The following is a 25363-nucleotide window of genomic DNA, read 5'->3' on the forward strand; positions in this document are numbered from 1 at the left end:
CAGCCGGTGCCGGGGTCTCCACCGGAGCGGGACTCGGCTTGGGCGCGCCCGGCTTCGGGCCGCTGGTACGCGGACCGGGGCTCGGGCGGTCGGCGGCGGGTGCCGCCGGGGTCGCGGAGGCACCGGGCTTCGGTGCATTCGCGGTGCCGGACGGCTTGGGTCCGGGCTTGGCGCTCTGACGCGGGCCGGGGGCCGGGGGCTTGGAGTCCTTGGCTCCCCCGTCCTTGCCGGGGAATGATTCACGCAGTCGACGGGCCACGGGGGCCTCTACCGTCGACGACGCCGATTTGACGAACTCGCCCTGCTCCTTCAGACGCTCGAGCACCTGCTTGCTCGTGACGCCGAGCTCTTTGGCCAGTTCGTGCACGCGGGCTTTGCCTGCCACTGCTCTCCTCACTTGGAGGCCAAGCGGCTCACCCGCTACGGCCTCGATTTATGTCCGGTACATGCTCATCGTGACTTCACGGAGTGCTCATGTCTTCTGCTACCTGTTCTGGCTCCGGGGAGCCGTCTTCTGGTGGGTGATCGCGCCGAGCTGTTCGGTGAGATCGTCCGGGTCCACGGTCAGACCGGGGGTCCGGAGTGCCGTGGCGAAGGCCCGGCGTCGCGTCGCGGTGGAGATGCACTCCGCCCGCACGTGCAGCCACGCGCCTCGTCCCGGCATGGTCTTCGCGGGATCGACCACGACTGTCGGGGTGTCGCCGCGCATCTGCGCGACGACACGGACCAACTCGCCGGCCTCAGCCCGCTGTCGACAACCGATGCACATCCGGATGGGTGTGCTGCCGGCCGGCGAACGTGGGGCGGATCGCTGAACCATCGATCAGTCTAGCGCGAGCGGGTGCTGCGAGGACAATCGGCCGTCGTGCGCGTCACTCCGGCCCGGCCTCGGTGGCCGGTGCGGCGTCGGACCTGATGTCGATCCGCCACCCGGTCAGCCGGGCCGCGAGTCGGGCGTTCTGGCCCTCCTTGCCGATGGCCAGGGAGAGCTGATAGTCCGGCACGACGACCCGTGCGGCCTTGAGGTCGGGGTCGATCACCGTCACCGACACAACCTTCGCGGGCGACAGCGCATTCCCGACGAAGGCCGCCGGATCGGAGTCGAAGTCGATGATGTCGATCTTCTCGCCGGCGAGTTCGCTCATCACGTTGCGCACGCGCTGGCCCATGGGCCCGATGCAGGCGCCCTTCGCGTTGAGACCGGAGACCCCGGTGTGGACGGCGATCTTCGACCGGTGGCCGGCCTCGCGTGCCACGGCGACGATCTCGACGCTCCCGTCCTCGATCTCGGGCACCTCGAGCGAGAACAGCTTGCGTACCAGGTTCGGGTGGGTCCGGGACAGGGTGATCTGCGGCCCGCGCGGCCCACGGCTGACCCCGACGACGTAGCACTTGATCCGGTCGCCGTGGGTGTACACCTCACCCGGCACCTGCTCGGCGGGCGGGATGATCCCCTCGGTGGAATTGGCGTCGCTGCCGATCTGGACGACGACCATGCCGCGCGCGTTGGCGCGCGAGTCCTGCTGGACGACGCCGCCGACGATCTCGCCCTCGTGGGCCACGAGGTCGCCGAAGTTCTTCTCGTTCTCCGCGTCGCGCAGGCGCTGCAGGATGACCTGCCGCGCGGTGGTCGCCGCGATGCGGCCGAAGCCCTCGGGCGTGTCGTCCCACTCGTGGACGACGTTCCCGTCCTGATCGACCTCCTGCGCCATCACCCGGACAGCACCGGACTTGCGGTTCACGTCGACGCGGGCGTGCGGCGCGAACCCGTCGGTGTGGCGGTAGGCCGTGAGCAAGGCGGTCTCGATGGCGGTGATGACGGTCTCGATCGAGATGCCCTTGTCGGCTTCGATCATGCGCAACGCGGCGATGTCGATGTTCATGTCGTCGTTCTCCTATTCACTTGTCGTGTTCACTTGTCGTGTTCGGTCGTCGTGGCGACCTGCCGAGCCGCGGCGGGCGCGCGGCGGGCCTCGATCTCGTCCGGTCCGAGGCCGCACAGTTCCAGTTCGCGGACGCTCGGCTGGGAGAAGTCCACCTGCACGACGGCCGTGCTGACCGAGCCGAGGTCGACGGTCTCCACGGCGATGCGCCCCTTGTGGTTCGCGACCACCTCGACCGCAGGCGCCGGATCGTCGAGCAGTCTGCCGATGCGGCCGGTGACCGTGCGCCCCGGCGATTCGGGTCCGCCCGCCAGCTCGACGACCACCCGGCGGCCGGTGTTGCGGCGCCAGTGCCGGGGCAGGGTCAGTGGGCTCTCGACGCCGCGCGAGGTCACCTCGAGCACATATGCGAGGTCCGCGAAGGCGGGGGTCGCGTCGAGCACATCGGAGATCTCGGTGCTGAGCCCGGCGAGGACGTCGAGGTCGCTGCCGCCGTCGCGGTCGACCACGATCGACAGTTCCTCCTGGCCGTCCCGGGTGCGTACCGTGACGTCCTCGAGGTCGAATCCCCGTTCGGCGACAAGCTTTTGGACGAGTTCGCTCACGTGCGTCGGGCTGATCGGCATGCCACTCCCCTCGTCTTCAGTTGTCGGGCCGTGCCGGGTGTCGCACGACGTTGCTCCGAACATCGTAGTGGATCGATCGGGTGGAGAACTGCTGGCATGATGTCCCGGGTGAACATGCCCCCGATCGCGCGACGGACCGTGCGGCACCCGATCGACAGGCGCACGGCGTTGCGCGGCGGACTCCTCGCGGGCGCCGCCGTCGTCGGTGCAGGCGCGGCCGGAGTCGGACTGACCGGTTGCGATTCGTCTCCCTCCGCGGAGACCCTCCTCGCCGAAGACCTCGTGCCCCTGGTGCGATCGGCGATCGCCGACGAGAGCACCGCGCGCGCACTGATGGCCGTCGAGCCCGCCTACGCGACCGCGCTCGGGGTCGTGGCCGACCAGCGCGCCCAGCACGCACGCGCGCTTCGTGAGGAGATCATCCGGCTCGACCAGGACGTCGCCGCGACCCTCGACCGTCCGGCCACCTCGTCGACGGCCTCGGCGTCGGCCGCGGGGGCCCCGCCCGCCGCGCCGTCACTGGCGCGACTGCGCACCGATCTCGACGCCGCGGCCGGGCAGGCCCGCACGATCGCCCTCGCCGCGGGCGGGTACGCCGCCGGGCTGACCGGGTCGGTCGCTGCCGCGGTCACATCGATGCGAGAGGTGCAACTGGCATGACCTCACCACTGAGCACGACCCCGAACAGCGCGGCCGCACAGGCCGATTCCGACGATCCGCTCGCCGTCGCCGCGGCGGCGGAGAACGCCGCCGTCTTCACCTACGGCGTCATCACCGCCTTCGTCGCCGCGTCTCGACGACGCACCGTCGCCGACTACGCCGACGCGCACCGGGCCCGCCGCGACGAGATCGAACGGGCGATCGAGGCCGCGGGGAACACACCGCCGCTGGCCGCCGCAGGCTACACGCTTCCTGTCGAGGTCACCGACCCGACCACCGCCGCGCGCGCGGCGCTCGGCGCCGAGATCGACTGCACGGTCGCCTATCGTGCGTTGCTGGAACAGGCCGACGACGAGACCGGGCGGCGGATCGGCATCGACGGGCTGTCGGAGAGCGCCGTGCGCGCCGCCCGATGGCGGGTGGCGTTGCAGGAGAGCCCGGTCACGGTGGCGTTCCCCGGGTCTCCCGCGAACGGCTGAGCCGGGGTCAGGCCCGGGCGGCCGCCACCACCGAATCGACCGCGGTGTCGACCGCGACTTCGGTGGCCTCGCCGGTGAAGCGATCCCGGATTTCGATGGTGCCGTTGGCATATCCGCGGCCGACGACCACGATGGTGGGCATGCCGAGGAGTTCGGCGTCCTTGAACTTCACCCCGGGAGACGCCTTCCGATCGTCGAGGAGCACCTCGAGGCCGGCCGCGTCGAGGTCGGCGGCGAGCTGCTCGGCCCCGGCGACGGCGGCTTCGTCCTTGTTGGCGATTACCAGGTGAACCGCGAACGGCGCCACCGACTTCGGCCAGCGCAGGCCCTTGTCGTCGTGCGACTGCTCGGCGATGACCGCGACCAGGCGTGACACGCCGACGCCGTAAGAACCCTGCGTGAGGCGGACCGGCTTGCCGTTCTCGCCGAGGACGTCGACCTCGAAGGCGTCGGTGTACTTCTGGCCGAGCTGGAAGATGTGCCCGATCTCGATGCCCTTGGCGCTCACCAGCGGTCCAGCGCCGTCCGGCGACGGATCGCCGTCCCGGATCTCGGCGGCCTCGACCGTCCCGTCCGGAGTGAAGTCGCGACCCGCGACGAGCCCTACATAGTGTCGGCCCGGCTGGTCGGCGCCGGTGATCCACGAGGTCCCCTCGACCACGCGCGGATCGACGAGGTAGCGGACCCCGTTCTCGGCCAGCGCCTTCGGTCCGATGTATCCCTTGACCAGGAAAGGATTCGCGGCGAAGTCGGCATCGGTGAGCAACTCCACCTCGGCCGGTTCGACGGAGGCCTCGAGACGCTTGAAGTCGACCTCGCGGTCACCCGGGACACCGATGCCGGTGATCTCCCACTCACCGCCCGGCGCACGGAGTTTGACCAGGACGTTCTTGAGTGTGTCGGCGCCGCTGTACTGTCCGTCGAGCGCCGCATTCGCCCAGTCGACGAGGCTGTCGATCGTCGGGGTACCGGGCGTGTCGTGGACGACCGCCTCGGGCAGGTCGTCGTAGGGCAACGGCTCGGGGGCGCGGGTGACGACCGCCTCGACGTTGGCGGCGTATCCGGACTCGACGCAGCGCACGAAGGTGTCCTCGCCGACGGCGGACTCGGCCAGGAACTCCTCGGAGGCGCTGCCACCCATGGCGCCGGAGGTCGCGGCGACGATGACGTACTCGATCCGCAACCGCTCGAAGATCTTCTGATAGGCCTCGCGGTGCGCGTTGTAGGCGGTCTTGAGCCCGTCGTCGTCGAGGTCGAACGAGTAGGCGTCCTTCATCACGAACTCGCGGCCACGGAGGATGCCCGCGCGCGGCCGTTCCTCGTCGCGGTACTTGGTCTGGATCTGGTAGAGGATGACCGGCATGTCCTTGTAGGACGAGTACTCGCCCTTGACCAGGGTCGCGAAGAGCTCTTCATGGGTCGGGCCGAGGAGCATGTCGGCACCCTTGCGGTCCTTGAGACGGAACAGCGCGTCCCCGTATTCGGTCCAGCGGTTGGTGGTGTCGTAGGGCTCACGCGGCAGCAGGGCCGGCAGGAGGATCTCCTGGCCGCCGATGGCGTTCATCTCCTCGCGGACGACGTTCTCGATCGCCTTGAGCACGCGCAGTCCCAGCGGCAGCCACGAGTACACACCGGGTGCAACCCGGCGGACGTAGCCGGCTCTGACCAGCAGCTTGTGGCTGGGGACCTCGGCGTCGGCGGGGTCGTCGCGCAGGGTCCGCAGGAACAGGGTCGACATGCGTGTGATCACGACCAACCAGCTTAGTTATGGTGTTGCGGTGCTCGTCATCCTGCCTCCCTCAGAGACGAAATCCGACGGCGGCCGCGGGGCTCCCCTGGATCTCGACACGCTGTCCTTCCCCGAGCTGAACCCGATCCGCAAACAGCTCGCCGAGGCGCTCGTCGCCCTGTCCGCCGACCTCGACGCCAGTCGCACCGCGCTCGGTCTCGGGGCCACCCAGCTCGACGAGGTCGACCGCAACGCCGAACTCTGGTGCTCGCCCACCCGGCCGGCGCTCGAGCGCTACACGGGCGTCCTCTACGACGCCCTCGACCACCGGTCGTTGACCCGGGCGGGCAAGACGAAGGCGGCCGACCGGCTGGCGATCGGCTCGGCGCTGTTCGGCGTGGTGCGAGCACCCGATCCGATTCCCGCCTACCGACTCTCGGGCGGCTCCAAGTTGCCCGGCATGCCGACCCTGGCGTCGCTGTGGAAGCCGGACCTGTCCCCCGCGCTGGACGCGGTCGACGACTTCGTGGTGGACCTGCGCTCGGGTGTCTACCACCAGCTCGGACCGGTGCGCGACGCGGTGACGGCGACCGTCATGACCGAACAGCCGGACGGATCACGCAAGGTGGTGAGCCACTTCAACAAGCACTACAAGGGCTTGATGGCGCGGGAACTGGTCCGCACGCGACGCACCGTGCGCGACGTCGACGGCGTGGCCGCGGTCCTCGCCGACGCCGGGCAGCGGGTCGAGATCGAGGCACCCGACCGCATCGTCGTGCTGACCGACTGACCCCGTCCGTCGGTCGCGTCGCGACGGGCTGCCAGTCGAGGGTGTCGATGTCGAAGAGCTCGGCGAGATTCTCGGCGTCCATACCGGGACCGACCGGAATCCACCCGCACCTCATCGCTGGGCGTCGGGCCCCGGGGTGTTCGTCCCGGCGTCGACGCCCGCGTCGGCGGCTTCCTGGGCGGCTTGTCCCTCGGCCACCTGTTCGGGCGTGAACCGCATGAACAGCACGACGATCGCGGCGAGGACGGCGATGCCGGCACAGGCGGCGAAGGCCAGACCGTAACCCTCGGCCTGCGCCGCGAGCTGGGTGGGGTTCATCGTCTCCACGGGCGCGGTGGTCCCGCCCTTCGACAGTGCCCGCGAGGTGACCATCGCACCGACGACGACCAGGCCGACGGCCCCGCCGAGGTTCTGCGCGACCTGTGCCAGTGCGGTCAGCGGTCCGATCTCGGTGGTCCCCACCCCGGCCACCACGGACAGGGTCAGCGGGATGACCGCCAGACCCACGCCGAAGCCGATGACGACGACCGGGATGAAGATGCTCGGGAAATAGTCCGGCGAGTCGGTCGCGATCGACGATGCGTACAGACAGCCGACGAGGATCACCGCGCCGCCGACCAGGACGAGCCAGCGCGGCTGGATCATCAGCGCAAGCTTCGACGCGATCGCCGCGGCGATGCCCAGTCCGAACGCGAACGGCACCACCGCGAGCCCGCTCTGGATCGGTGAGTACTGCAGGATGCCCTGCAGGTACAGCGAGATGAAGACCGCCATGCACATCATGATCATGCTGGCCAGGAGGATCGCGAGCAGCGCCGCGACCCGGGAACTGTTGTCGAAGAGGGAGAACGGCAGCAGCGGGTTCCGGGCGCGACGCTCGACCACGATGAACGCGGCCAGGGCGAGGGCACCGAGGATGAACGAACCGACCACGACCGGCGCGGTCCAGCCGTTCGGCCCTTCGTTCACCGCGAGCACGAGCAGGGTGCAGCCCAGCGTGCCGAGGACCGCGCCGGGCACATCGAGCGGCAGCCGTTCACCCTGGGACTCCCGGAGCGCGACGATCGCCCCGACCACGACGATCAGACCGATGGGCACATTGATGAGGAAGACCAGGCGCCACGACAACTCCGTCAGCACACCGCCGAGGATCAGCCCGGCGACCGATCCGACGCCGGTCATCGCCGCGTAGACCGCGAAGGCCTGACTGCGTGGTTTGCCGGGAGCGAAGGTCGTGGCGACCAGGGCCATCGCGGTCGGCGCCGCGATCGCGGCCGACGCGCCCTGCAGGGCCCGCCCGGCGAGGAGACTGGCCTCGTTCCACGCCAGTCCGCAGAGCAGCGACGTCAATGTGAAGGCGACGACCCCGACGATGAACATCCGCTTGCGACCGAAGGTGTCGCCGAGTCGGCCGCCGAGGAGCATGAGCCCGCCGAAGGCCAGCACGTAGCTGCTGATGACCCAGTTGGCGCTCGACTCCGACAGCGCGAGGGCGTCCCGGATGCTCGGCAGCGCGAGTGCGGCGACGGTGCCGTCGAGCACGACGAGCAGTTGCATTCCGGACAGCACCAGGATCGGCAGGCCGAAGACCGGACGGAACTGCTCGCTGTTCACCGCTCCAGTGTTCACGGTGCCGGTGTTCGCAGGTCCGGGAGTCGACATAGAGAACGACCGTACCGGCCGACAGCCGGGACATGCCAATCCCCGTTGATTCGGTCGGGCGCCGGTTCCCTCAGGCGCCCTCGGTGAACGCCGCCACGTCGCCGATGACCACGATCGCGGGCGGACGCAGTCCCTCCGTCTCCGCGACCTCGCCGGCGTGGGCGAGGTCGGTACGCAGCAACCGCTGGGTCGGCAGCGACCCGTTCTCGATCATCGCAACCGGGGTGTCGGGTCGGCGGCCGCCCTCGAGCAGCGCGTCGGCGAAGACGTCGACCCGTTCGACCGCCATCATCAGGACGAGGGTGCCACGCAGCCTGCCCATCGCCGACCAGTCGATCAGCGAGTCGGGGTGGCCGGGTGGCACGTGACCCGAGGCGATCACGATCTCGTGGGTGACGCCGCGGTGCGTGACCGGGATGCCCGCCGACGCCGGTGCGGCGATCGAGCTGCTGATCCCCGGGACCACGGTCACCGGGACGCCGGCGGCCACACAGGCCTGCAGTTCCTCGAAGCCCCGCCCGTAGACGTAGGGGTCGCCACCCTTGAGACGGACCACGAACTTGCCCGCCCTGGCCTTCTCGACCAGGACGTCGTTGATGGCCTCCTGCTTCATCGCGCGGCCGTAGGGCACCTTCGCGGCATCGATGATCTCGACCTGGGGGCCGAGCTCGGCGAGCAGTTCGGGCGGCGCGAGCCGGTCGGCGACGACGACATCGGCCTCGGCGAGCAGCCGCTGTCCGCGGACGGTGATGAGGTCGGGATCACCCGGTCCCCCACCGACGAGGGCCACGCCCGCGGCGTGCGGCGCGGCATCGTCGACGCTCAGTGACCCCTCGGCCAGCGCACGACTGATCGCGGCGCGCAGAGCGGCCGACAATTTGTGGTCGCCGCCGGCGAGGACGCCGAACTGCACGTCGCGGTGGCGCCCGGACGCCGGTGTGACCGCGGTGCCGTGGCGGGCGTCGTCGGCGCGCACGCAGAACGTGTGCCTGCGCTCGGCCTCGGCGACCACCGCCTCGTTCACGGCGGGATCGTCGGTGCAGGCCATCGCGTACCAGGCGCCCTCGAGATCCCCGTCGACGTAGCGACGGTGGGTGACGGTGATACCGGCGAAGGATTCGACGGCGGGCGTCGGGTCGAGCGCGACGACGTGGACATCGGCGCCGGCCGCCACGAGGTTGGGCAGGCGCCGCTGGGCGACGGACCCGCCACCCACCAGGACGACCTTGCGTCCGCGGAGGTCGAGGCCGACCAGATAGTGCCCCTCGCCGGAGGGGAAGGCGTCGGGCCCGGGGACGTGGTGGGGCGACGCGGTGTCAGGCTCGGACATGGGAGCTGACACTACCGGGACCGCTGGTTCAGAGCGGCAACTCACCCGTCCGACGGATGTGTGCCCACACGTCGGCAGCCGGGACCCCGAGCCGGTGGGCCGCGGACTGCAGGAGCGCACCGAGCAGGGTCGAGGAACAGAACGCCGCGTCCAGGGGGTCGTCGGCGTTCACCCGGATCTCGTTCCACCACAACGGGTTGCGATCCACGGCAGCCTCGGCCATGGCGATCGCGGTGGCGAACCCGGCGGGTGTGGCGGTCGCGGCTCCCGGGGCGGGCATCGTCGGACCGGTCATCGTCATGTCGATCACTGTCATGCCGGTCACTGTGTCCGCTGCTCGCGTGCGCGCTGCCGTTCCAGCGCACGCTCGCGCGACTCCTCGAACTTGCGCACCTTGATGTCCATCTGTTCCAGGAACTCCGCGAGCAGTTCGCGGTAGTGCTCGCCGATCGGCCCGAAGTCGTCGCGGTCGAAGATCCGCCACTTACGCAGCACCGGCATCACGACATCCGACATGTGTTGCGGCAGATCGTAGATGCCGCCCTTGGCGATCAGCACCGCGTTGCGCCGGAAGTTGGGCATGGTCGCGCCGGGCATCTGGAAGTTCGTCACGATCGCGTGGATGGCCGCCATGGTCTGGTCGGGAACGAGGTCGAGCGCACCGGCGACGATGTTGCGATAGAAGAGCATGTGCAGGTTCTCGTCGGCCGCGACACGTTGCAGCATGCGGTCGGCGATCGGGTCACCGCAGGCCTTTCCGGTGTTGCGGTGCGACACCCGGGTGGCGAGTTCCTGGAAGCTGACGTAGGCGACGGCGAACAGCATGTCGAAACTGTGGTCGCGCTGGCCGTCGTCGTCGGGCAGCGGGTTGAACCCGGACGTCATGTGCGCCATCCGGATCTCTTCGAGTTCGACGGGGTCGACGCCGCGGGTGACCACCAGGTAGTCGCGCATGACGATCGAGTGGCGGTTCTCCTCGGCGGTCCACCGTCCCACCCACCAACCCCAGGCGTCGTCGAGGGTGAAGTTGTCGGCGATCACCCGGTGATACGACGGCAGGTTGTCCTCGGTGAGCAGGTTGGTGATCATCGCGGCCTTGGCGACATCGGACAACCGGGATTGCGACGGGTCCCAGTCCTGGCCGCCCAGGGCCGCGAAGTTGCGTCCGTCGTCCCAGGGCACGTAGTCGTGCGGGTGCCAGTCCCGGGTCATCTTCATGTGCCGTTCGACTTCGGCCTCGCACACCGGCAGCAGTTCGCGCAGCAGGTCCGAGCCGGTCATGCCGGGGTTGCCGAGGTCGGTGTCGGGGGGTCCGATGAGGGTTGTCACGTGCTCTCCTGGTCGCGGGCTGGGGGTCGTACCGTTCACTCTGCGCGACGGGACGGGTGGTGCTCGTGAGGCAAAAGTCCCGCCTGCATGGGGTCCGACGTCGCGACTTCGCAACGCCGCGCATCCGGTACTTTCAGACCCATGGCCCCTGTCACGACGGATTCGCCCACCACCGATCCGAACGCGTCACCGACACCCGTACGCGCCTACCTCGTCGACGACCACGAACTCGTCCGGCGTGGTCTGCGGGACCTCCTCGGGACCGCGGGCGACATCGAGGTGGTGGGCGAGGCCGCATCGGTCGGCGAGGCCCTCGTCGGCATCCTGGCGACCAGGCCCGACGTCGCCGTCCTCGACGTCCGGTTGCCCGACGGCAGCGGCGTGGAACTGTGCCGGGACGTCCGAGCCGCCGAGCCCGGCATCAAATGCCTGATGCTGACGAGCTATGCCGACGACGACGCGCTGCTCGCCGCGGTCCTCGCCGGGGCCTCGGGTTTCGTCCTCAAGCAGATCCTGGGCCACAACCTGGTCGCCGCGGTCCGGACCGTCGGCCGGGGAGGTTCACTGCTCGACGACCGGTCCACGGCAGCACTGCTGGCCAAGCTGCGCGACGGCAAGCAGACCGAGAAGGACCCGCTGGCCGAGCTGACCCACCAGGAGCGCGAGGTGTTCGCGCTCATCGGTGAGGGGCTGACCAACCGCCAGATCGCCGAGCGGATGTTCCTGGCGGAGAAGACGATCAAGAACTACGTGTCCCGCATCCTGGGCAAACTGGACATGCAGCGACGCACCCAGGTCGCGGTGATGGCCACCAAACTCCGCGACGGCAAGGACTGAACCGGGAGCCCAGCTATCCCAGGAGGGGCACCGACCAGGTGAGCGTCGTCCCGCCCGTCCGGGTGAAGACGCTGAACGTCCCGTCGCAGTCCTCGGCCCGCCGCGTCAGGTTCTCCAGTCCGCGATAGGTGACGTCGGCGCCGATACCGATGCCGTCGTCGCTGATCTCGACCGTCAGCACGTCGTCGGCGCTCACCGAGACCTCGATGTGCTCGGCCCGCGCGTGCCGGAGCGCGTTGCTCAACCCTTCCCGCAGGACCGCGTCGATGTGTGGGCCGAGCGAATCCGGGACCACCGTGTCGACCGGCCCGTCGAACTCCACGCTCGGGGAGATCGACGCGTGCCCGGACAGTTCGGCGACGATGTCGAGCACCCGCCGTCGAAGTGTCGGGTCGGCATCGGGCCCATAGGCCGTCTGCAGGTCGAAGATCGAGGTGCGGATCTGCGCGATCGTGCGGTCCAGATCGGTCATGATCTGCTCGAGACGCGCCGTCGCGGCAGCCGGATCGGTGGTCCCGGCGAGCAGCGTCTGCACGGACATGCCGACCGCGAAGAGGCGCTGGATCACATGGTCGTGCAGGTCGCGGGCGATTCGGTGCCGGTCTTCGAGGACCTCCAAGTCGCGGGCGATCTGCTGCTGTTCGGCGTAGACCACCGCCAGTGAGGCGACCTCGGCGACGCCCGCGAGCCCGGCGATCTCCTCGTCGTCCCAGTACGGGCGTTTGCGGTGGGTGATGAGCATCCACCCGAACGCGCCCGAGGCGCGTTGCAGCGGTTGCACCGAGGTCCAGCGTGCACCGTTGCGGATCAGCGACTCGGCGATCTGGCCGGAGCGCTGCACCCGCAGCGCCGTGGCGTCCGGCGCGGTGAAGGAGTCGACCTCGACCGGCTCGCCGGTGTGACCACGCAGTTCCACCTGCCCCGCCAGTTCGGTGAACAGGTACACGTCGACGGCGCCGACCAGGTCGGCGACGTCGGCACACATGCGGGACATGGTGTCCGACAGCGCGATTCCGGCCAGCGGCTCCGACCCGCGCCGGGCGAGGACCTGCATCCAGCGGTGCCGCGTACGGGCCCGCTCGAACAGGCCCGCATTGTCGACCGCGATCCCCGCGGCGACCGCGAGCACCGCCACGACCGTCTCGTCGACCTCGGAGAAGTCCTCCGCGGACCGCTTCTCGGTCAGGTAGAGGCTGCCGAAGACCTCCCCGCGCACCATGATCGGCGCACCGAGGAAGGTGTGCATGGGCGGATGGTTGGGCGGGAAGCCGACCGACGTCGGGTGCGCGCCGAGGTCGTGGATGCGGTGCAGGCGGGGGTCGTCGATGAGCAGGCCCAGGACCCCGCGTCCGACCGGGAGATGCCCCATGGTGGCGCGCTGGGCGTCGGTGATCCCGATGTGCACGAACTCACTCAGACCACCGTCGGGACCGCGGACACCGAGGGCGCCGTACTGGGCGTCGACCAGCCCGGCCGCGACCTCGACGATGCGCTGCAGCGCCCGGTCGAGCTCGACGCCCTGCCCGACGACGAGGACCGCCTCCAGCAGTTCCCGCAGCAGCGCCGGGTCGTCGGCGCCGTGGTCGGCGAGCGCGTCGAGGGTCTCCCGGAGCCGGTGGTCGAGCATCAGGACGTCCCGGCGGTGTTCCCGGCCCGCGACGACGACCGCGCCGGGGACACCTCGGCGGCCCGGGCGACGAAGCGGCACAACGCTTCCGGAATCGATGCGGGGTGCAGGTGCAGATACGAGGCGTGCACCGAGGCGGTCGTCACCCCGTGTGTGGACGCCCGGCCGGCGGTGTCCCGCCACGCCCACGCCGGTGCGAGCGGGCCGTCGCCGACCCCGCTGCGGTGGAACTCGTGGCCCGTCACGCGTTCGCCGGTCCGGAACAGGACCGAGTCGCTCACGGCGACCGCGTCGCGATAACCGAGTGTCAGGGTGGGACCGAAGTGACCGGGGATGTCGAGGACGCCGCTCATCGGGTGCCCGTCGAGCTGCGCACACAGATACAGCAGACCCGCGCATTCGGCGTGGATCGGCCGACCCGCGGCGGCATGCGCCCGGAGGTCGGCGCGCAGCAGATCATTCGCCGCCAGCGCCTCGGCGTGTTCCTCCGGGAAGCCCCCGCCGATCACGACACCGGCCGCGTCGGCGGGCAGCCGGTCGACCAACGGGTCGAACACGACGACGCGTGCCCCCGCGGCCGTCAGCATCTCGGCGTGCTCGGTGTACCCGAAGGTGAATGCCGCCCCGCCGGCGACCGCGACGACCGGCGACCCGGCCGGATCGATGGAACGATGCGGCGCAACGGCTTCCGCCGCCGACCACGGCGTCGCGTCGGGCGCCGATCGGCCGCGGGCGGCGGCCACGATGGCCGGGAGGTCGAGGGCGCCGCGCAGGTGTGCGGTCATCGCGTCCACGGCGGCGACCGCGTCGGCATTGCGTTCGGCGGCCGGGATCAGGCCCAGATGCCGGGAGGGCACCGTCAACGACGGATGCCGACGCAGCACCCCGAGCACCGGCAGTCCCACCCGCCCGGCGGCCTGTCGCAGCACCATCTCGTGACGCGGCGATCCGACCCGGTTGAGGATGACGCCCGCGATCGACACCGTGGGGTCATAGGACAGGAACCCGTGCAGCACCGCGGCCAGCGACTGGCTGTGACCGGCGGCGTCCACGACGAGGATCACCGGCGCGCCGATGATCGACGCGACGTGCGCGGTGGAACCGACACCGAGGGGGTCGGCCTCGTCCGCGGTGCCGGACTCGACGATGCGGCCGTCGAAGAGGCCCATCACGCCCTCGACGACCGCGATGTCGGCACCCGCGGCGCCATGGGCGAAGAGAGGCGCGATGCGTTCGGCGCCCACCAGGTTCGGGTCGAGGTTGCGCCCCGGCCGGCCGGCCGCGACGGCGTGGTAGCCGGGGTCGATGTAGTCCGGACCCACCTTGAACGGCGCCACCCGGTGCCCGGCCGCCCGCAGGGCACCGATGAGGCCGGTGGTCACGGTCGTCTTGCCGCTACCGGAGGACGGCGCGGCGATCACGACGGCCGGCGTCGAACCGGCGGCCCGAGCCCCAGTGGCGGCCCCCGTCGGAGTCACCATTCGATCCCCTTCTGCCCCTTGCGGCCCGCGTCCATCGGGTGGGCGATCTTGCGCATCTCGGTGACGAGATCGGCGGCATCGACGAGCTCGGCCGGCGCACGCCGGCCGGTGATGACCACGTGCTGGCGTCCGGGACGCCGGGCTAGGGTCTCGATGACCTCGGTGGTGTCCACCCATCCCCAGTGCAGCGGATAGGTGAACTCGTCGAGGACGTAGAAATCGTGTTCGCCTGCGTCGAGACGGCGAGCGATCTCGGCCCACCCGGCCTGCGCGGCGGCGGCGTGGTCGTCGTCGTGGTCGGAATTGGCGCGCAGCCACGACCAGCCCTGGCCCATCTTGTGCCACTCCACCGGCCCGCCGGCGCCGGTCTCGGCGTGGACCCGATCGAGCGCGAGCATCGTCGACTCCTCCCCGACCTTCCACTTGGCGCTCTTGACGAACTGGAACACCGCGACCCGCATGCCCGCGTTCCACGCGCGCATCGCCATGCCGAAGGCAGCGGTCGACTTGCCCTTGCCGTCGCCGGTGTGCACCGCGAGCACAGGCTGGTTGCGGCGCTGTCGCGTCGTCAGCCCGTCGTCGGGGATGCTGACCGGAACTCCTTGGGGCACTCGACTTCTCCTCGCGCTGTCAGTGGTCGGTTCGGTGGCGGGTCAGGCCGCCCCGCGTGCGGGTGCCGGTCCGGTCAGGGCGGTGGCCGACAGCTCGTCCATGGGAATCAGGCTCGCGCCGAGGTGAGTGGCGAGGTCGGCGGCGAGTCCGAGCCGGACCATGCCCTGCTCGCAGTCGACCACCACGGACCCGATGCCGCGGCGGCGGATGCCGTCCGCGGCCGCCCGTGCGCGTGCCATCGCGCTCCGCCCCGAGGGGTCTCGAGCGGACGTGGCCCGTCCATCGGTGAGCACCACCAGCAGCGGTCGCCGGTCGGGTTCGGCGCGGCGACACCGCGTCACGACGTCGGCGGCGAGTTGCAGACCCTCCCCGAGTGGCGTCCGGCCGCCGGTACGGATCTCCTCGAGGCGGCGTACCGCGATCTCGACGGATTTGGTGGGCGGCACCGCGAGTGTCGCGGCGGACCCGCGCGCCACGACGACGGCGACGCGGTCGCGGCGGGTGTAGGAGTCGCGCAGCATCTCCACGCACAGTTCGGACACCGCGGCCAGCCGACGCCGGGCGGTCATCGAGCCGCTGAGGTCGACAACGAACACGACCAGATTGGACTCCTGGCCGATCCGCTGCGCCGACCGCAGGTCCGGGGCGGCGATCCGCAGGGCGCTCGGCCGGACGCCGTCGGCGCCGCGGGTGACGCGCCCGGCGGCGGCGAGCACGGTGCCGAACAGGTGGACCGGTCGGGCGGCGTCGAAGTCGACGGCGTGGGTGGTGTGCCCGCGACGGCTGCGTGCCTTCGATCGGCGCCCCGGATCGCCGTCGCCGAGTCCGTCGACACGCAGGGTCGGCAGGCGGCGACCGCCCGGCGCCGACGCCGAGCCGAATGCGGGGCCGGGAGCGTGCTGCGGGGCGTCGGTGTCGTCGGCCTCCGATGCCGCATCGGGGTCGGCGTCGGTCTCCGGCGCGCCGGTGTCGGGCTGCGCCGTCGGCGACTCGCCGCCACCACCCGGCGGTGGCGTCTCGGGCGGTCCCGGGTCGTCGTCGGGTGAGTCGGGTCCGGCCGCGTCCGCACCCGCCGACATCGCCTCGTCGAGCTGGTCCGGGGTGAGCCCCGACTCGTCGAAGGGATTGCGGCGCCGCCGGTGTGGCAGGGCGAGTTCGACGGCCGCCCGGACATCGACGTCCTCGACGACGGCGGCGCCGCGCCAGGCGGCGTGGGCGAGCGCGGTCCGCGCGACCACGATGTCGCCGCGGAGCCCGTCGACGTCGAGGTGCGCACAGATCCCGGCGATCCGCCGCAACTCCCGGTCCGGGAGTGTGACGGCACCCACGGCCTCCCGGGCGGTCGCGATGCGTTGCGTCAGTTCGTCTTCGGCGGCGGCGTGGGCGGCGACGAAGGACGCAGGATCGGCGTCGTAGGCCATCCGCCGGCGCACCACCTCCACGCGTTCGTCGACCTCGCGACCGGCCGCCACGTCGACGGCGAGACCGAACCGGTCGAGCAATTGCGGACGGAGCTCCCCCTCCTCGGGGTTCATGGTGCCGACGAGCACGAAATCGGCGGCCTGCGTGTGCGACACCCCGTCGCGTTCGATCGTGACCCGCCCGCTCGCCGCGGCATCCAGCAGGACGTCCACGAGGTGGTCGGCGAGCAGATTGACCTCGTCGATGTAGAGGACCCCGCGGTGCGCCCGGGCGAGCAGACCGGGCGTGAACTCCGCGCGACCGTCCCGCAGGACCGAGGTGAGGTCGAGTGAACCGATCACCCGGTCCTCGGTGGCGCCGATCGGCAGTTCCACGACGCGGCCGGCGGAATCGCCGGCCGATCCGGGGACAGTCAGCAACGGACCCAGTCCGCGGACGATCGTCGACTTCGCGGTGCCCTTCTCGCCGCGGATCAGGACACCGCCGATGCCCGGCGAGATGGCCGAGAGGATCAGCGCGAGTTTGAGCTGCTCCTGGCCGACGACGGCACTGAAGGGGTACCGCACGTCACCAGGCGGACCGGCCGGGGCCGGGGGTTCGCCGTAGGCGGTCATCGCGACCCGGCGCGGAGCATCGACACGTGGGGAATCCCGTCCTCGAGGTAGTCCTCGCCGTCGCGGGCGAAGCCGAACTTGCCGTACATCTCGGTCAGGTAGGCCTGTGCCTCGATCCGGCACGGGCGGTCCCCGACCTCGTCGAGCGCGGCGGTCATGAGCGTCGCCACGAGACCGCGGCCCCGCTGGTTCCGCTCGGTGCACACCCGCCCGATCCGGAAGACCTGACCGCCGTCGGTCTGCGGTTCCTCGAGCAGACGCAGGGTGGCCAGCACCGACCCCGCCTCGTCGGACCCGTTCTCGTCGGTGATCCAGAACTGTCGCGTGGTCGGTTCCAGATCGCGTCCGTCGAGTTCGGGGTACGGACACGCCTGCTCGACGACGAAGACCTCGACCCGCAGCCGCAGTATCCGATACAGCGTGGCTGCGTCGATGTCATCGGCCAGGGCGCGATGCACCCGCGGTTCGGAGATCATGTGTCGTGGTTAGCACACAACGCGACCGGACTTCATCTCGCGAGAGATCAGCCGGCGGTGGCGGGCGCGAGCCGGCCCGTCTCGGCGGGGGTCTCGGTCCGCTCGGTCAGCTGCAGGGATTTGTTCGTCCAGTCCCAGACCTGGCGGTACAGATCGCGGTTGCCGTTGAGCTTCTGGCCGAACGACGGGATGATCCCGGACAGCTTCGACGACCAGCCCGCGTACTCCTTCGGGAAGCACTGCTCGAGCACCGAGATCATGGCCGGGACGGCGGTCGAGGCGCCGGGAGACGCACCCAGCAGACCGGCGATGGTGCCGTCGCCGGCGGCGACGACCGCGGTGCCGAACTCCAGCTGCCCACCCACGCCGGTCTTGCGGATGACCTGCACGCGCTGGCCGGCGGTGATGAGCTCCCAGTCGGCGCCGAGCGCACGGGGCACGAATTCCGACAGCGTCTTCACCCGGTCGGCGGGGCCGGCGGCGAGCTCGCTGATGAGGTACTTGAGCAGCCCGAACTCCTTCGGCGCGATCGACACCATCGGGAGCAGGTTGCCCGGCTTGATCGACGCGGGCAGGTCGGTGATCTTGCCGCTCTTGAGGAACTTCGGCGACCACCCGGCGTACGGACCGAACAGCAGTCCCGGCTTGTGGTTGATCACCCGGGTGTCGAGGTGGGGCACCGACATCGGCGGCGCACCGACGGCGGCCTGACCGTAGACCTTCGCGTGGTGCTCGGCGACGAGATCGGGGTTGGTGCAGCGGAAGAACTCGCCGGAGACCGGGAATCCACCGAATCCCTTGGCCTCTTTGATGCCCGACTTCTGCAGCAGGTGCAGGGCACCGCCGCCCGCACCGACGAAGACGAACTTCGCGTGCACGGACAGCTTCTCCCCGGTCCGCCCGTTGCGGACCTTCACGATCCAGCTGCCGTCGGACTGCTTGGACAGGTTGGTGACCGAGTGACCGAAGTAGATGTCGGCACCCTGGGCCACGTAGTTGAGGAGCTGCTGGGTGAGCGCGCCGAAGTCGACATCGGTGCCCTGGTCGAACCAGTTCAGCGCGACCGGGTCGGCGAAGTCGCGTCCCTGCGACATCAGTGGCAGCCGCGAGGTGAACTCGGCCGGGTCGTCGATGTACTCCATGCCCTCGAACAGGGTCTGCGTCGCGAGGTTGTCGTAGCGCTTGCGGAGGTACTTCTGCCCCTCGGCACCGTGCGTGAACGCGACGTGCGGGATCGGGTTGATGAACTCCGACGGGTCGCCGAGGATGCCGTTGTCGACCGCATGAGCCCAGAACTGGCGCGAGACCTGGAACTGCTCGTTGATGGTGAGCGCCTTGTCGATGTTGACGTCACCGTCGGCGGTCTTCGGCGTGTAGTTGAGCTCGCAGAGCGCCGAGTGCCCGGTGCCGGCGTTGTTCCACGGATCGCTGCTCTCCGCGGCGGCCGCGTCGAGCTGCTCGAACAGGCTGATCGACCAGTCGGGCTGCAGCTGCCGGAGCAACGCTCCCAGGGTGGCGCTCATGATTCCCGCACCCACCAACGCGACGTCGGTCGTGATCTCCGTTTTCGACACCTGGACTCCACTTCACCTGGCGGGACACTGTGACCTGAGTTCGTCGCGGCACGTGGTCCCGGATGGCACCTTCTCGACCGGGCACTTCTCACCCGATCCTTCTCAACCGCCATTGTCCAGCATGGCACGTCCCCCGAGAGAATCGACCTGTGCAACTGTGTGCTGCACGACACCCGGGTAGTCGGTGACCTGTCACTATGCTGGCTGCCGTGAGCGCATCCGCAGCCGCCGACTGGCAGCCCGACCGATTTCTCGAGGATTACCGGCAACGCGTGCTCCCGCTGGGACCCGACCCCGACGGCGAGTCGCCGGTCACCGCGACCCTGGTGCGCCGCGCCGAGACGTCGCCCGCCCGCGGCGCGGTGCTCTACGTCCACGGCTTCACCGACTACTTCTTCCACGAGCCGCTCGCCGACTTCTTCGTCGACCGCGGCTATGCGTTCTACGCCGTGGACCTCCGCAAATGCGGACGTTCGCGGGAGGCGCACCACACACCGCATTTCACCACCGACCTCGCGATGTACGACGAGGAACTCAACGCCTCGCTCCGGATCATCCTCGAGGAGGTCGGCGCCGACTGCCGGGTCGTGGTGGCCGGACACTCGACCGGCGGGCTCATCACCGCGCTCTGGCTCGATCGGCTGCGGCAGCGCGAGCCGGACCTGCACGCCGCGGTCGACGGACTCCTGCTCAACTCGCCCTGGTTCGACCTGCAGGGCGACGCGGTCCTGCGCACGCTCCCGGTCACGCTGCTCATCAAGGCGATCGCCGCCGTCGCGCCGACCAGGGTGATCCCGAAGGAGCTCTCGCAGGCCTACGGCGAGAGCCTGCACGACAGCGCTCACGGCGAGTGGAACTACGACCTGTCGGCGAAACCGCTGGGTGGGTTCCCCGTCACCTTCGGGTTCCTCGACGCGGTCCGCGCCGGTCAGCGGCGCCTGCACCGCGGCATCGACGTCGGTGTCCCCGCCCTCGTGTTGCGCTCGGACAAAACGCATTTCGCCCGGACCTACTCCGCGTCCACCGATCACGCCGACGCCGTCCTCGACGTCACCCACATCGCCCGCTGGAGCGGTTGCCTCGGCGGCCGGGTGACCTCGGTACCCATCCCGGACGCCCGGCACGACGTCTTCCTCTCCGTCCCGCACGCTCGTGAGCACGCGTATCGCGAGGTCGACCACTGGCTGTCCGCCGTCCTCTCAACCGAAAGCGAGAACCCCCTATGACCGCCACACAGGTCGTCGACCTGGCCATCATCGGCTCCGGGAGCGGCAACGCCATCCCCGACGACCGGTTCGCGGACAAGACCCTCGCGATCTTCGAGGAGGGCGTCTACGGCGGCACCTGCCTCAACGTGGGCTGCATCCCGACCAAGATGTTCGTCTACGCCTCCGAGGTGGCCGAGATCGCCACCCACGGTGCCCGCCTGGGCGTGCACGCGAAGGTCGACTCGGTCGACTGGCCGGGGATCGTCGAGCGCGTGTTCGGCCGGATCGATCCACTGTCACAGGGCGGCAAGGAGTATCGCGTCGACCGGTGCGAGAACATCACCGTGTACGACTCCCACGTGGAGTTCGACGGACGCGACGACGACGGCCGTTACCGGCTCGTCACGCGGGACGGCGACACGGTGCTCGCGACCGAGGTTGTGCTCGCCGCCGGGTCACGCGCGGTCATCCCCCAGGTGATCGCCGACTCAGGTGTCACCTACCACACCAACAACGACGTCATGCGTCTGCCCGAGCTGCCCGAGCGCCTGATCATCGCCGGAAGCGGTTACATCGCCGCCGAATTCGCGCATGTCTTCGGCGCCCTGGGCTCACACGTGTCGATCATCGCGCGCGGACCGGCACTGCTGCGCAAGCAGGACGCCGACGTCTCCAACCGCTTCACCCAGGTGGCCCGCGAGAAGTGGGACGTGCGGCTGGAGACCACGATCACCGACGCCGAGGACCTGCCCGACGGTGGTGTGCGAGTGGGGCTTTCCGATGGCACGACGATCGAGGCCGATGTGCTCCTGGTCGCGACGGGCAGACAGCCCAACGGCGACCGGCTCAACCTCGACTCCGTCGGTATCGAACTCGACGACGAGGGCCGCGTGCGGTGCGATCAGCACGGGCGCACCGCTGCTCGCGGCGTGTGGACGCTCGGCGACGTCAGCTCGCCCTACCAACTCAAACACGTCGCCAACCACGAGCAGCGGGTTGTCCAGGCCAATCTCCTGAAAGGCTGGGACGCAACCGATCTGGATGCGTTCGACCACCGGTTCGTGCCGGCCGCGGTGTTCACCCATCCGCAGATCGCGTCGGTGGGCCTGACCGAGGAAGAGGCCCTCGACGCAGGCCTCGACGTCGCCGTCAAGGTGCAGGCCTACGGCGACGTCGCCTACGGCTGGGCGATGGAGGACACCACCGGATTCTGCAAGCTGATCGCCGAACGGGGCACGGGGAGGCTGTTGGGCGCACATCTCATCGGCCCGCAGGCACCGACCGTCATCCAGCCGGTCATCCAGGCGATGCACTTCGGACAGACCGCCCACGAGTTGGCGCGCGGCCAGTACTGGATCCATCCGGCGATGCCCGAAGTCCTCGAGAACGCGCTGCTCGGTCTGGAGATCTGAGCAAGCGCGTTCGTCGAGCGGCTCAGAAGATCGTCGAGCGCAGGGCGATCTCGCTGGCGAGGGCCGGAGCCGCATGCTGCGGGATCCAGTGGTCGACGCCGGCGAGTTCGCAGAAGCGGAAGTCGCCGTAGACGTACCGGCCGCTCCCCTGCGCCTGCTCGCGACCCAGCGCGGTGTCGGCGTCGCTCCACAGGAGCGTCGTCGGGATCTCCACCGGCGGGCACGCCATCGTCGCCTTGATGTCGCCGGTGAAGTTCGCCCGGTACCAGTTCAGCGCCGCGGTCAGGGCCCCCGGCTCGCGCAGCGGGGCGAGTTCGTCCGCGGTGATCCCGACGGCCCGCAGCTCCGCACCGTCGTCGGCGAGCAGCTTCTCCTCGGCCCCGTCGGCGACGAAATCGAGGATGTACGACGAGCGTTCCCGCTGATCGCTGGCGACGAGCGCGTCGCGCATGGCCGAGGGATGCCCGGTGCTCCCGACCACGAGTCCGGTGAACCGGTCGGGATATCTCCCGGCGAGGTGCCACGCGACGATGCCACCCCAGTCGTGCCCGACCAGGATCGCGTAGCCGATGCCCAGCGCGTCGAGTACACCGATCACATCGGAGACGAGGTGGGTGAGGCGGTAGTCGTCCACTTCGGCGGGACGCGCACCCGGACTGTACCCGCGCTGGTCGATCACCAGGGTGCGCAGGCCCGACTCGTGCAGGCGCGGGAGGACCTGGTCGTAGCAGCTTCCGTTCACCGGGAAGCCGTGCAGCAGCAGAACCCACGGACCGGTCTCCGGTCCCCCGATCCGGACGTCGAAGGTGAGGCCGTTCACGGTCACCTGCGTGGCTTCAGTCATTGGGCCACGATAACCCGGCCGGCACCACCCGTCGACGGAGACCGCGACGCCTAGGAGCCCGCGAGGTGGTGCCGGATGATCGGCGGATTGCGTGGCGGCCCTTGTTCGATGAGGCGCGTCACGGCCTCGAGGTCGAGGTGTTCGGTGACCAGGTCGGCCATCTGGTCGACCTGCCGGCGACGTTCGGCGTCGACATCGGTGTCGGGTGCGGCGCGGAATCCACGCACCCCGGCCTCGGCGGCCACGTCGGCGAGCAAGCGGCGCCGGAATTCGTTGCACGCCAGCAGTCCGTGCCAGTGCGTACCCCGGAGGGCTCCCCGGACCGCACCCTCCGGCCCCTGCCGGTCGTCGACGATCCAGGTGTCCTCCGCGGACCGGACAACCCGGCCGTGATGGATCTCGTAGCCGCTGATCGGGACCCCGGCCACCGAGGCGCTGAGGCCGTCACCGGTCCCGGTGACCTGCCGCACGGTCTTGTCGGCCCGGAACTCGATGTCGAGGTCGAACAAGCCCAGTCCCGGCACGCGCCCGCGGCCGGATTCCACCCGGTCGTCGAGTGTGCGGCCGAGCATCTGGAATCCACCGCAGATGGCGACGATCGGACGGCCGCGAGCGGCGCGTTCGGTCAGCGCCTCACCGATGCCCCGCGCCCGCACCCATTCGAGGTCGGCGACGGTGGCGCGGGTCCCGGGCACGACGACGAGGTCGGCGGCCGCGACCCCGGCCGGGTCGTCGACCCAGGTGACGTCGACTCCCGGTTCACAGGCGAGCGCCTCCACGTCGGTCGAGTTCGAGATCCGCGGCAGGCGAACGGCCGCCACCCGCAACCGGGTGCCAGGCGTCGTGCCGGACTCCGTGAACGAACGTGGTGGTCCGACGCGTCGTCCGACCGGCGCGGCGAGGGAATCCTCGGCGTCGAGCCACAGGTCGTCGGCGAACGGCACCACGCCGAGCGTCGGCCGCCCGGTGATCGCCTCGACCTGGCGCAGCCCGGGTTCGAGGATCGACGGGTCGCCGCGGAACTTGTTGATCACGAAACCTGCGATCAGCGCCTGATCGGCGTCGTCGAGTACCGCAGTGGTCCCGAACAGGTGGGCCAGCGAACCGCCCCGGTCGATGTCGGTCACCAGCAGCACCGGAAGTCGGGCGGCCTGCGCCAGACCGAGATTGGCGATGTCGTTGGCGCGCAGATTGATCTCGGCGACCGATCCCGCACCTTCGCAGATGACGGCGTCGAAATCCTCTCGCAGACTTGCCAATTCGTCGACGACCACGGCACGCAGACGCGCCCGCCACGCCAGGTAGTCGGCGGCCCCGACGTCACCGGCCGGCCGGCCGCGGAGGATGACATGCGAGCGGCGGTCACTGCCCGGCTTCAGCAGTACCGGGTTGAACCGGGTGGACGGTTCGAGCCCACACGCGAACGCCTGCAACGCCTGCGCGCGACCGATCTCGCCGCCGTCGAGGGTGACCACCGAGTTGTTCGACATGTTCTGCGCCTTGAACGGCGCGACGCGCACGCCGGCCCGGCTCAATGCCCGGCACAATCCGGCGACGATCAGGCTTTTCCCGGCGTCGCTGCTGGTACCGCCCACGAGCACTGCGCCACCGAGTCCGTCCACCCGGACAGCGTAGTGGTACCGAGACACCCCGCTGGGTGGCGGCGACCCCAGTGGCGTCGTTCACACGACACACCGTTCGCCTCGCGAACCGGCGGCGCTGGATACAGTGACCCCATCGAACAGGTCGACAGCCTGTCGTCGAGCAATGGGGGGTCGTCAGACGTGGAGGTCGTGCAGCCCGGATCCGTGTTCGCCGGGTATCGCGTTCTCTCGCTGCTCGGACACGGCGGTATGGGACAGGTGTGGCTCGTCGAGCATCCGACGCTGGGCCGGCGTGAGGCACTCAAGATCATCTCGCCCAACCCCGCCGACCCCAGCTTCGCCGAGCGGTTCCGCAACGAGGCCCGCACCGCGGCGGCACTCGACCATCCCGGCATCGTGACGGTCTACACACACGGCGTGGAGAACGGCAGCCCGTGGTTCTCGATGACCTACCTCGACGGCGACGACCTCACCGCCGCACCGATCCTGCCGGTCGAGGACGTGGTGACGATCGTCGGCAAGGTCGCCGACGCCCTCGACTACGCCCACACGCACCGCGTCATCCACCGCGACATCAAACCGGCGAACATCGTGATCGCCCGCGGGTCCGACGGCCGGATCACCCGCGTCACCGTGCTCGACTTCGGCATCGCCCGCCTGATGGACGGCGCGAAGATGACCGCCACCAACCTGTTCGTCGGCACCCTCGCCTACGCCGCACCCGAGATCCTCACCGGTGAGGCGGCGATACCGGCATCGGATCAGTACGCGCTCGCCTGCACGACGTTCCAGCTGCTCACCGGCACCCAGCCGTTCCCCGGACAGACCCCGATGGCGCTGATCGCCGGACACGTCAACTCCCCGGCTCCGCGGATCTCCGAGCGCCGGCCCGACCTCGCCCACCTCGATCCGGTGTTCGCACGCGCCCTCGCCAAGAATCCGGCCGACCGGTTCCCGTCGTGCTCGGAGTTCGCCGCGACGCTCTCCCGCGCCGTCGAGACCGCGCCGGCGTTCCCGCACCACCAGCCGCCAGGTCAGCACCAGCCCACCCAGCAGGCGCCGACCCAGCATCCCCCCACCCAGCAGGCGCCGCCTCATCCGGCCGCCGCCTACAACGCCCCGCCGCCCGGCGGCGGGGCGTTGTAGGCGGCGGCCGGATGAGGC

General features: G+C 70.2%; 24 protein-coding genes. 7 read left to right on the forward strand and 17 right to left on the reverse strand.

Annotated features, from left to right (window positions below; genetic code table 11):
- From CA982_RS24495 to rimP, 4 genes are all read right to left on the reverse strand, one after another.
- The coding region (locus CA982_RS24495) for a translation initiation factor IF-2 N-terminal domain-containing protein (protein WP_208618099.1) at nt 1-385 on the reverse strand (385 nt) is incomplete at its 3' end.
- A 99-nt stretch (nt 386-484) separates the two neighbouring features.
- Complete coding sequence (locus CA982_RS24500; RefSeq protein WP_086537746.1) at nt 485-769, reverse strand: YlxR family protein; 285 nt, start codon at nt 767-769, stop codon at nt 485-487.
- A 103-nt stretch (nt 770-872) separates the two neighbouring features.
- Nucleotides 873-1883: a transcription termination factor NusA gene (gene nusA, locus CA982_RS24505; RefSeq protein ID WP_086537731.1), complete on the reverse strand. Its 1011-nt coding sequence runs from the start codon at nt 1881-1883 to the stop codon at nt 873-875.
- Nucleotides 1884-1912: 29 nt separating this feature from the next.
- On the reverse strand, nt 1913-2509 hold the full coding sequence (gene rimP, locus CA982_RS24510; protein ID WP_086537732.1) for a ribosome maturation factor RimP: 597 nt from the start codon (nt 2507-2509) through the stop codon (nt 1913-1915).
- A gap of 96 nt (nt 2510-2605) precedes the next feature.
- Here rimP and CA982_RS24515 point away from each other — a divergent pair, with 96 nt between their 5' ends.
- Complete coding sequence (locus CA982_RS24515) at nt 2606-3169, forward strand: hypothetical protein (protein ID WP_086537733.1); 564 nt, start codon at nt 2606-2608, stop codon at nt 3167-3169.
- Nucleotides 3166-3648, forward strand: coding sequence for a ferritin-like domain-containing protein (locus CA982_RS24520; RefSeq protein WP_086537734.1), 483 nt, complete (start codon nt 3166-3168; stop codon nt 3646-3648). Before CA982_RS24515 ends, CA982_RS24520 begins: the two co-directional genes overlap by 4 nt.
- Before the next feature lie 7 nt (nt 3649-3655).
- On the opposite strand, the gene CA982_RS24525 is transcribed toward CA982_RS24520, so the two are convergent.
- Nucleotides 3656-5386 carry a proline--tRNA ligase gene (locus CA982_RS24525; protein ID WP_086537747.1) on the reverse strand — a complete coding sequence of 577 codons (1731 nt, stop codon included), beginning with the start codon at nt 5384-5386 and terminating at the stop codon, nt 3656-3658.
- Here CA982_RS24525 and yaaA point away from each other — a divergent pair.
- A complete protein-coding gene (yaaA, locus tag CA982_RS24530) occupies nt 5385-6167 on the forward strand; it encodes a peroxide stress protein YaaA (protein ID WP_208618100.1) in 783 nt (260 codons plus the stop codon). The two genes, CA982_RS24525 and yaaA, sit on opposite strands and share 2 nt — an antisense overlap.
- Before the next feature lie 111 nt (nt 6168-6278).
- Here yaaA and CA982_RS24535 read toward each other — a convergent pair whose 3' ends face one another.
- From CA982_RS24535 to CA982_RS24550, 4 genes are all read right to left on the reverse strand, one after another.
- Complete coding sequence (locus tag CA982_RS24535) at nt 6279-7829, reverse strand: DHA2 family efflux MFS transporter permease subunit (protein WP_086537736.1); 1551 nt, start codon at nt 7827-7829, stop codon at nt 6279-6281.
- Between the two features lie 70 nt (nt 7830-7899).
- The gene (cobA, locus tag CA982_RS24540) at nt 7900-9159 is read right to left on the reverse strand and encodes a uroporphyrinogen-III C-methyltransferase (RefSeq protein ID WP_244176493.1); all 1260 of its coding nucleotides are present in this window, start codon (nt 9157-9159) and stop codon (nt 7900-7902) included.
- A gap of 28 nt (nt 9160-9187) precedes the next feature.
- Nucleotides 9188-9460: a hypothetical protein gene (locus CA982_RS24545; protein WP_086537749.1), complete on the reverse strand. Its 273-nt coding sequence runs from the start codon at nt 9458-9460 to the stop codon at nt 9188-9190.
- A 20-nt stretch (nt 9461-9480) separates the two neighbouring features.
- Nucleotides 9481-10488: an acyl-ACP desaturase gene (locus tag CA982_RS24550; RefSeq protein ID WP_086537737.1), complete on the reverse strand. Its 1008-nt coding sequence runs from the start codon at nt 10486-10488 to the stop codon at nt 9481-9483.
- A gap of 141 nt (nt 10489-10629) precedes the next feature.
- Here CA982_RS24550 and CA982_RS24555 point away from each other — a divergent pair, with 141 nt between their 5' ends.
- Entirely contained in the window at nt 10630-11325 is a 696-nt protein-coding gene (locus CA982_RS24555) for a response regulator transcription factor (protein ID WP_086537738.1), read from the forward strand.
- A gap of 13 nt (nt 11326-11338) precedes the next feature.
- Here CA982_RS24555 and CA982_RS24560 read toward each other — a convergent pair whose 3' ends face one another.
- Genes CA982_RS24560 through mqo form a run of 6 tightly spaced genes read right to left on the reverse strand, consistent with a single transcriptional unit; the run spans nt 11339 to nt 19131 of the window.
- A complete protein-coding gene (locus CA982_RS24560) occupies nt 11339-12952 on the reverse strand; it encodes a GAF domain-containing sensor histidine kinase (RefSeq protein WP_086537750.1) in 1614 nt (537 codons plus the stop codon).
- Nucleotides 12952-14433 carry a cobyrinic acid a,c-diamide synthase CobB gene (locus tag CA982_RS24565; protein WP_086537739.1) on the reverse strand — a complete coding sequence of 494 codons (1482 nt, stop codon included), beginning with the start codon at nt 14431-14433 and terminating at the stop codon, nt 12952-12954. Before CA982_RS24565 ends, CA982_RS24560 begins: the two co-directional genes overlap by 1 nt.
- On the reverse strand, nt 14427-15044 hold the full coding sequence (cobO, locus tag CA982_RS24570; RefSeq protein WP_086537740.1) for a cob(I)yrinic acid a,c-diamide adenosyltransferase: 618 nt from the start codon (nt 15042-15044) through the stop codon (nt 14427-14429). Before cobO ends, CA982_RS24565 begins: the two co-directional genes overlap by 7 nt.
- A gap of 42 nt (nt 15045-15086) precedes the next feature.
- A complete protein-coding gene (locus CA982_RS24575; protein ID WP_086537741.1) occupies nt 15087-17081 on the reverse strand; it encodes a VWA domain-containing protein in 1995 nt (664 codons plus the stop codon).
- Nucleotides 17078-17557, reverse strand: a complete 480-nt coding sequence (locus CA982_RS24580) for a GNAT family N-acetyltransferase (protein WP_086537742.1) — start codon at nt 17555-17557, stop codon at nt 17078-17080. Before CA982_RS24580 ends, CA982_RS24575 begins: the two co-directional genes overlap by 4 nt.
- A 47-nt stretch (nt 17558-17604) precedes the next feature.
- Nucleotides 17605-19131 carry a malate dehydrogenase (quinone) gene (mqo, locus tag CA982_RS24585; RefSeq protein WP_086537743.1) on the reverse strand — a complete coding sequence of 509 codons (1527 nt, stop codon included), beginning with the start codon at nt 19129-19131 and terminating at the stop codon, nt 17605-17607.
- Nucleotides 19132-19328: 197 nt separating this feature from the next.
- On the opposite strand from mqo, the gene CA982_RS24590 reads away from it, so the two are divergent.
- Nucleotides 19329-20357, forward strand: a complete 1029-nt coding sequence (locus CA982_RS24590) for an alpha/beta hydrolase (protein WP_086537744.1) — start codon at nt 19329-19331, stop codon at nt 20355-20357.
- The gene (gene mtr / locus CA982_RS24595; RefSeq protein ID WP_086537745.1) at nt 20354-21751 is read left to right on the forward strand and encodes a mycothione reductase; all 1398 of its coding nucleotides are present in this window, start codon (nt 20354-20356) and stop codon (nt 21749-21751) included. The genes CA982_RS24590 and mtr overlap by 4 nt, the downstream gene beginning before the upstream one ends.
- 22 nt (nt 21752-21773) lie before the next feature.
- Here the strand turns inward: mtr and CA982_RS24600 are convergent, their stop codons facing one another.
- On the reverse strand, nt 21774-22577 hold the full coding sequence (locus tag CA982_RS24600) for an alpha/beta fold hydrolase (protein ID WP_086537751.1): 804 nt from the start codon (nt 22575-22577) through the stop codon (nt 21774-21776).
- A gap of 68 nt (nt 22578-22645) precedes the next feature.
- Entirely contained in the window at nt 22646-24217 is a 1572-nt protein-coding gene (locus CA982_RS24605) for a cobyric acid synthase (RefSeq protein ID WP_086537752.1), read from the reverse strand.
- Between the two features lie 171 nt (nt 24218-24388).
- On the opposite strand from CA982_RS24605, the gene CA982_RS24610 reads away from it, so the two are divergent.
- Nucleotides 24389-25345 (forward strand): serine/threonine-protein kinase, encoded by a 957-nt coding sequence (locus CA982_RS24610; protein WP_244176496.1) that lies wholly within the window; start codon nt 24389-24391, stop codon nt 25343-25345.
- Nucleotides 25346-25363 lie beyond the last annotated feature (18 nt).

The sequence above is a fragment of the Gordonia lacunae genome (genome assembly GCF_002149015.1).
Lineage (GTDB): Bacteria > Actinomycetota > Actinomycetes > Mycobacteriales > Mycobacteriaceae > Gordonia > Gordonia lacunae.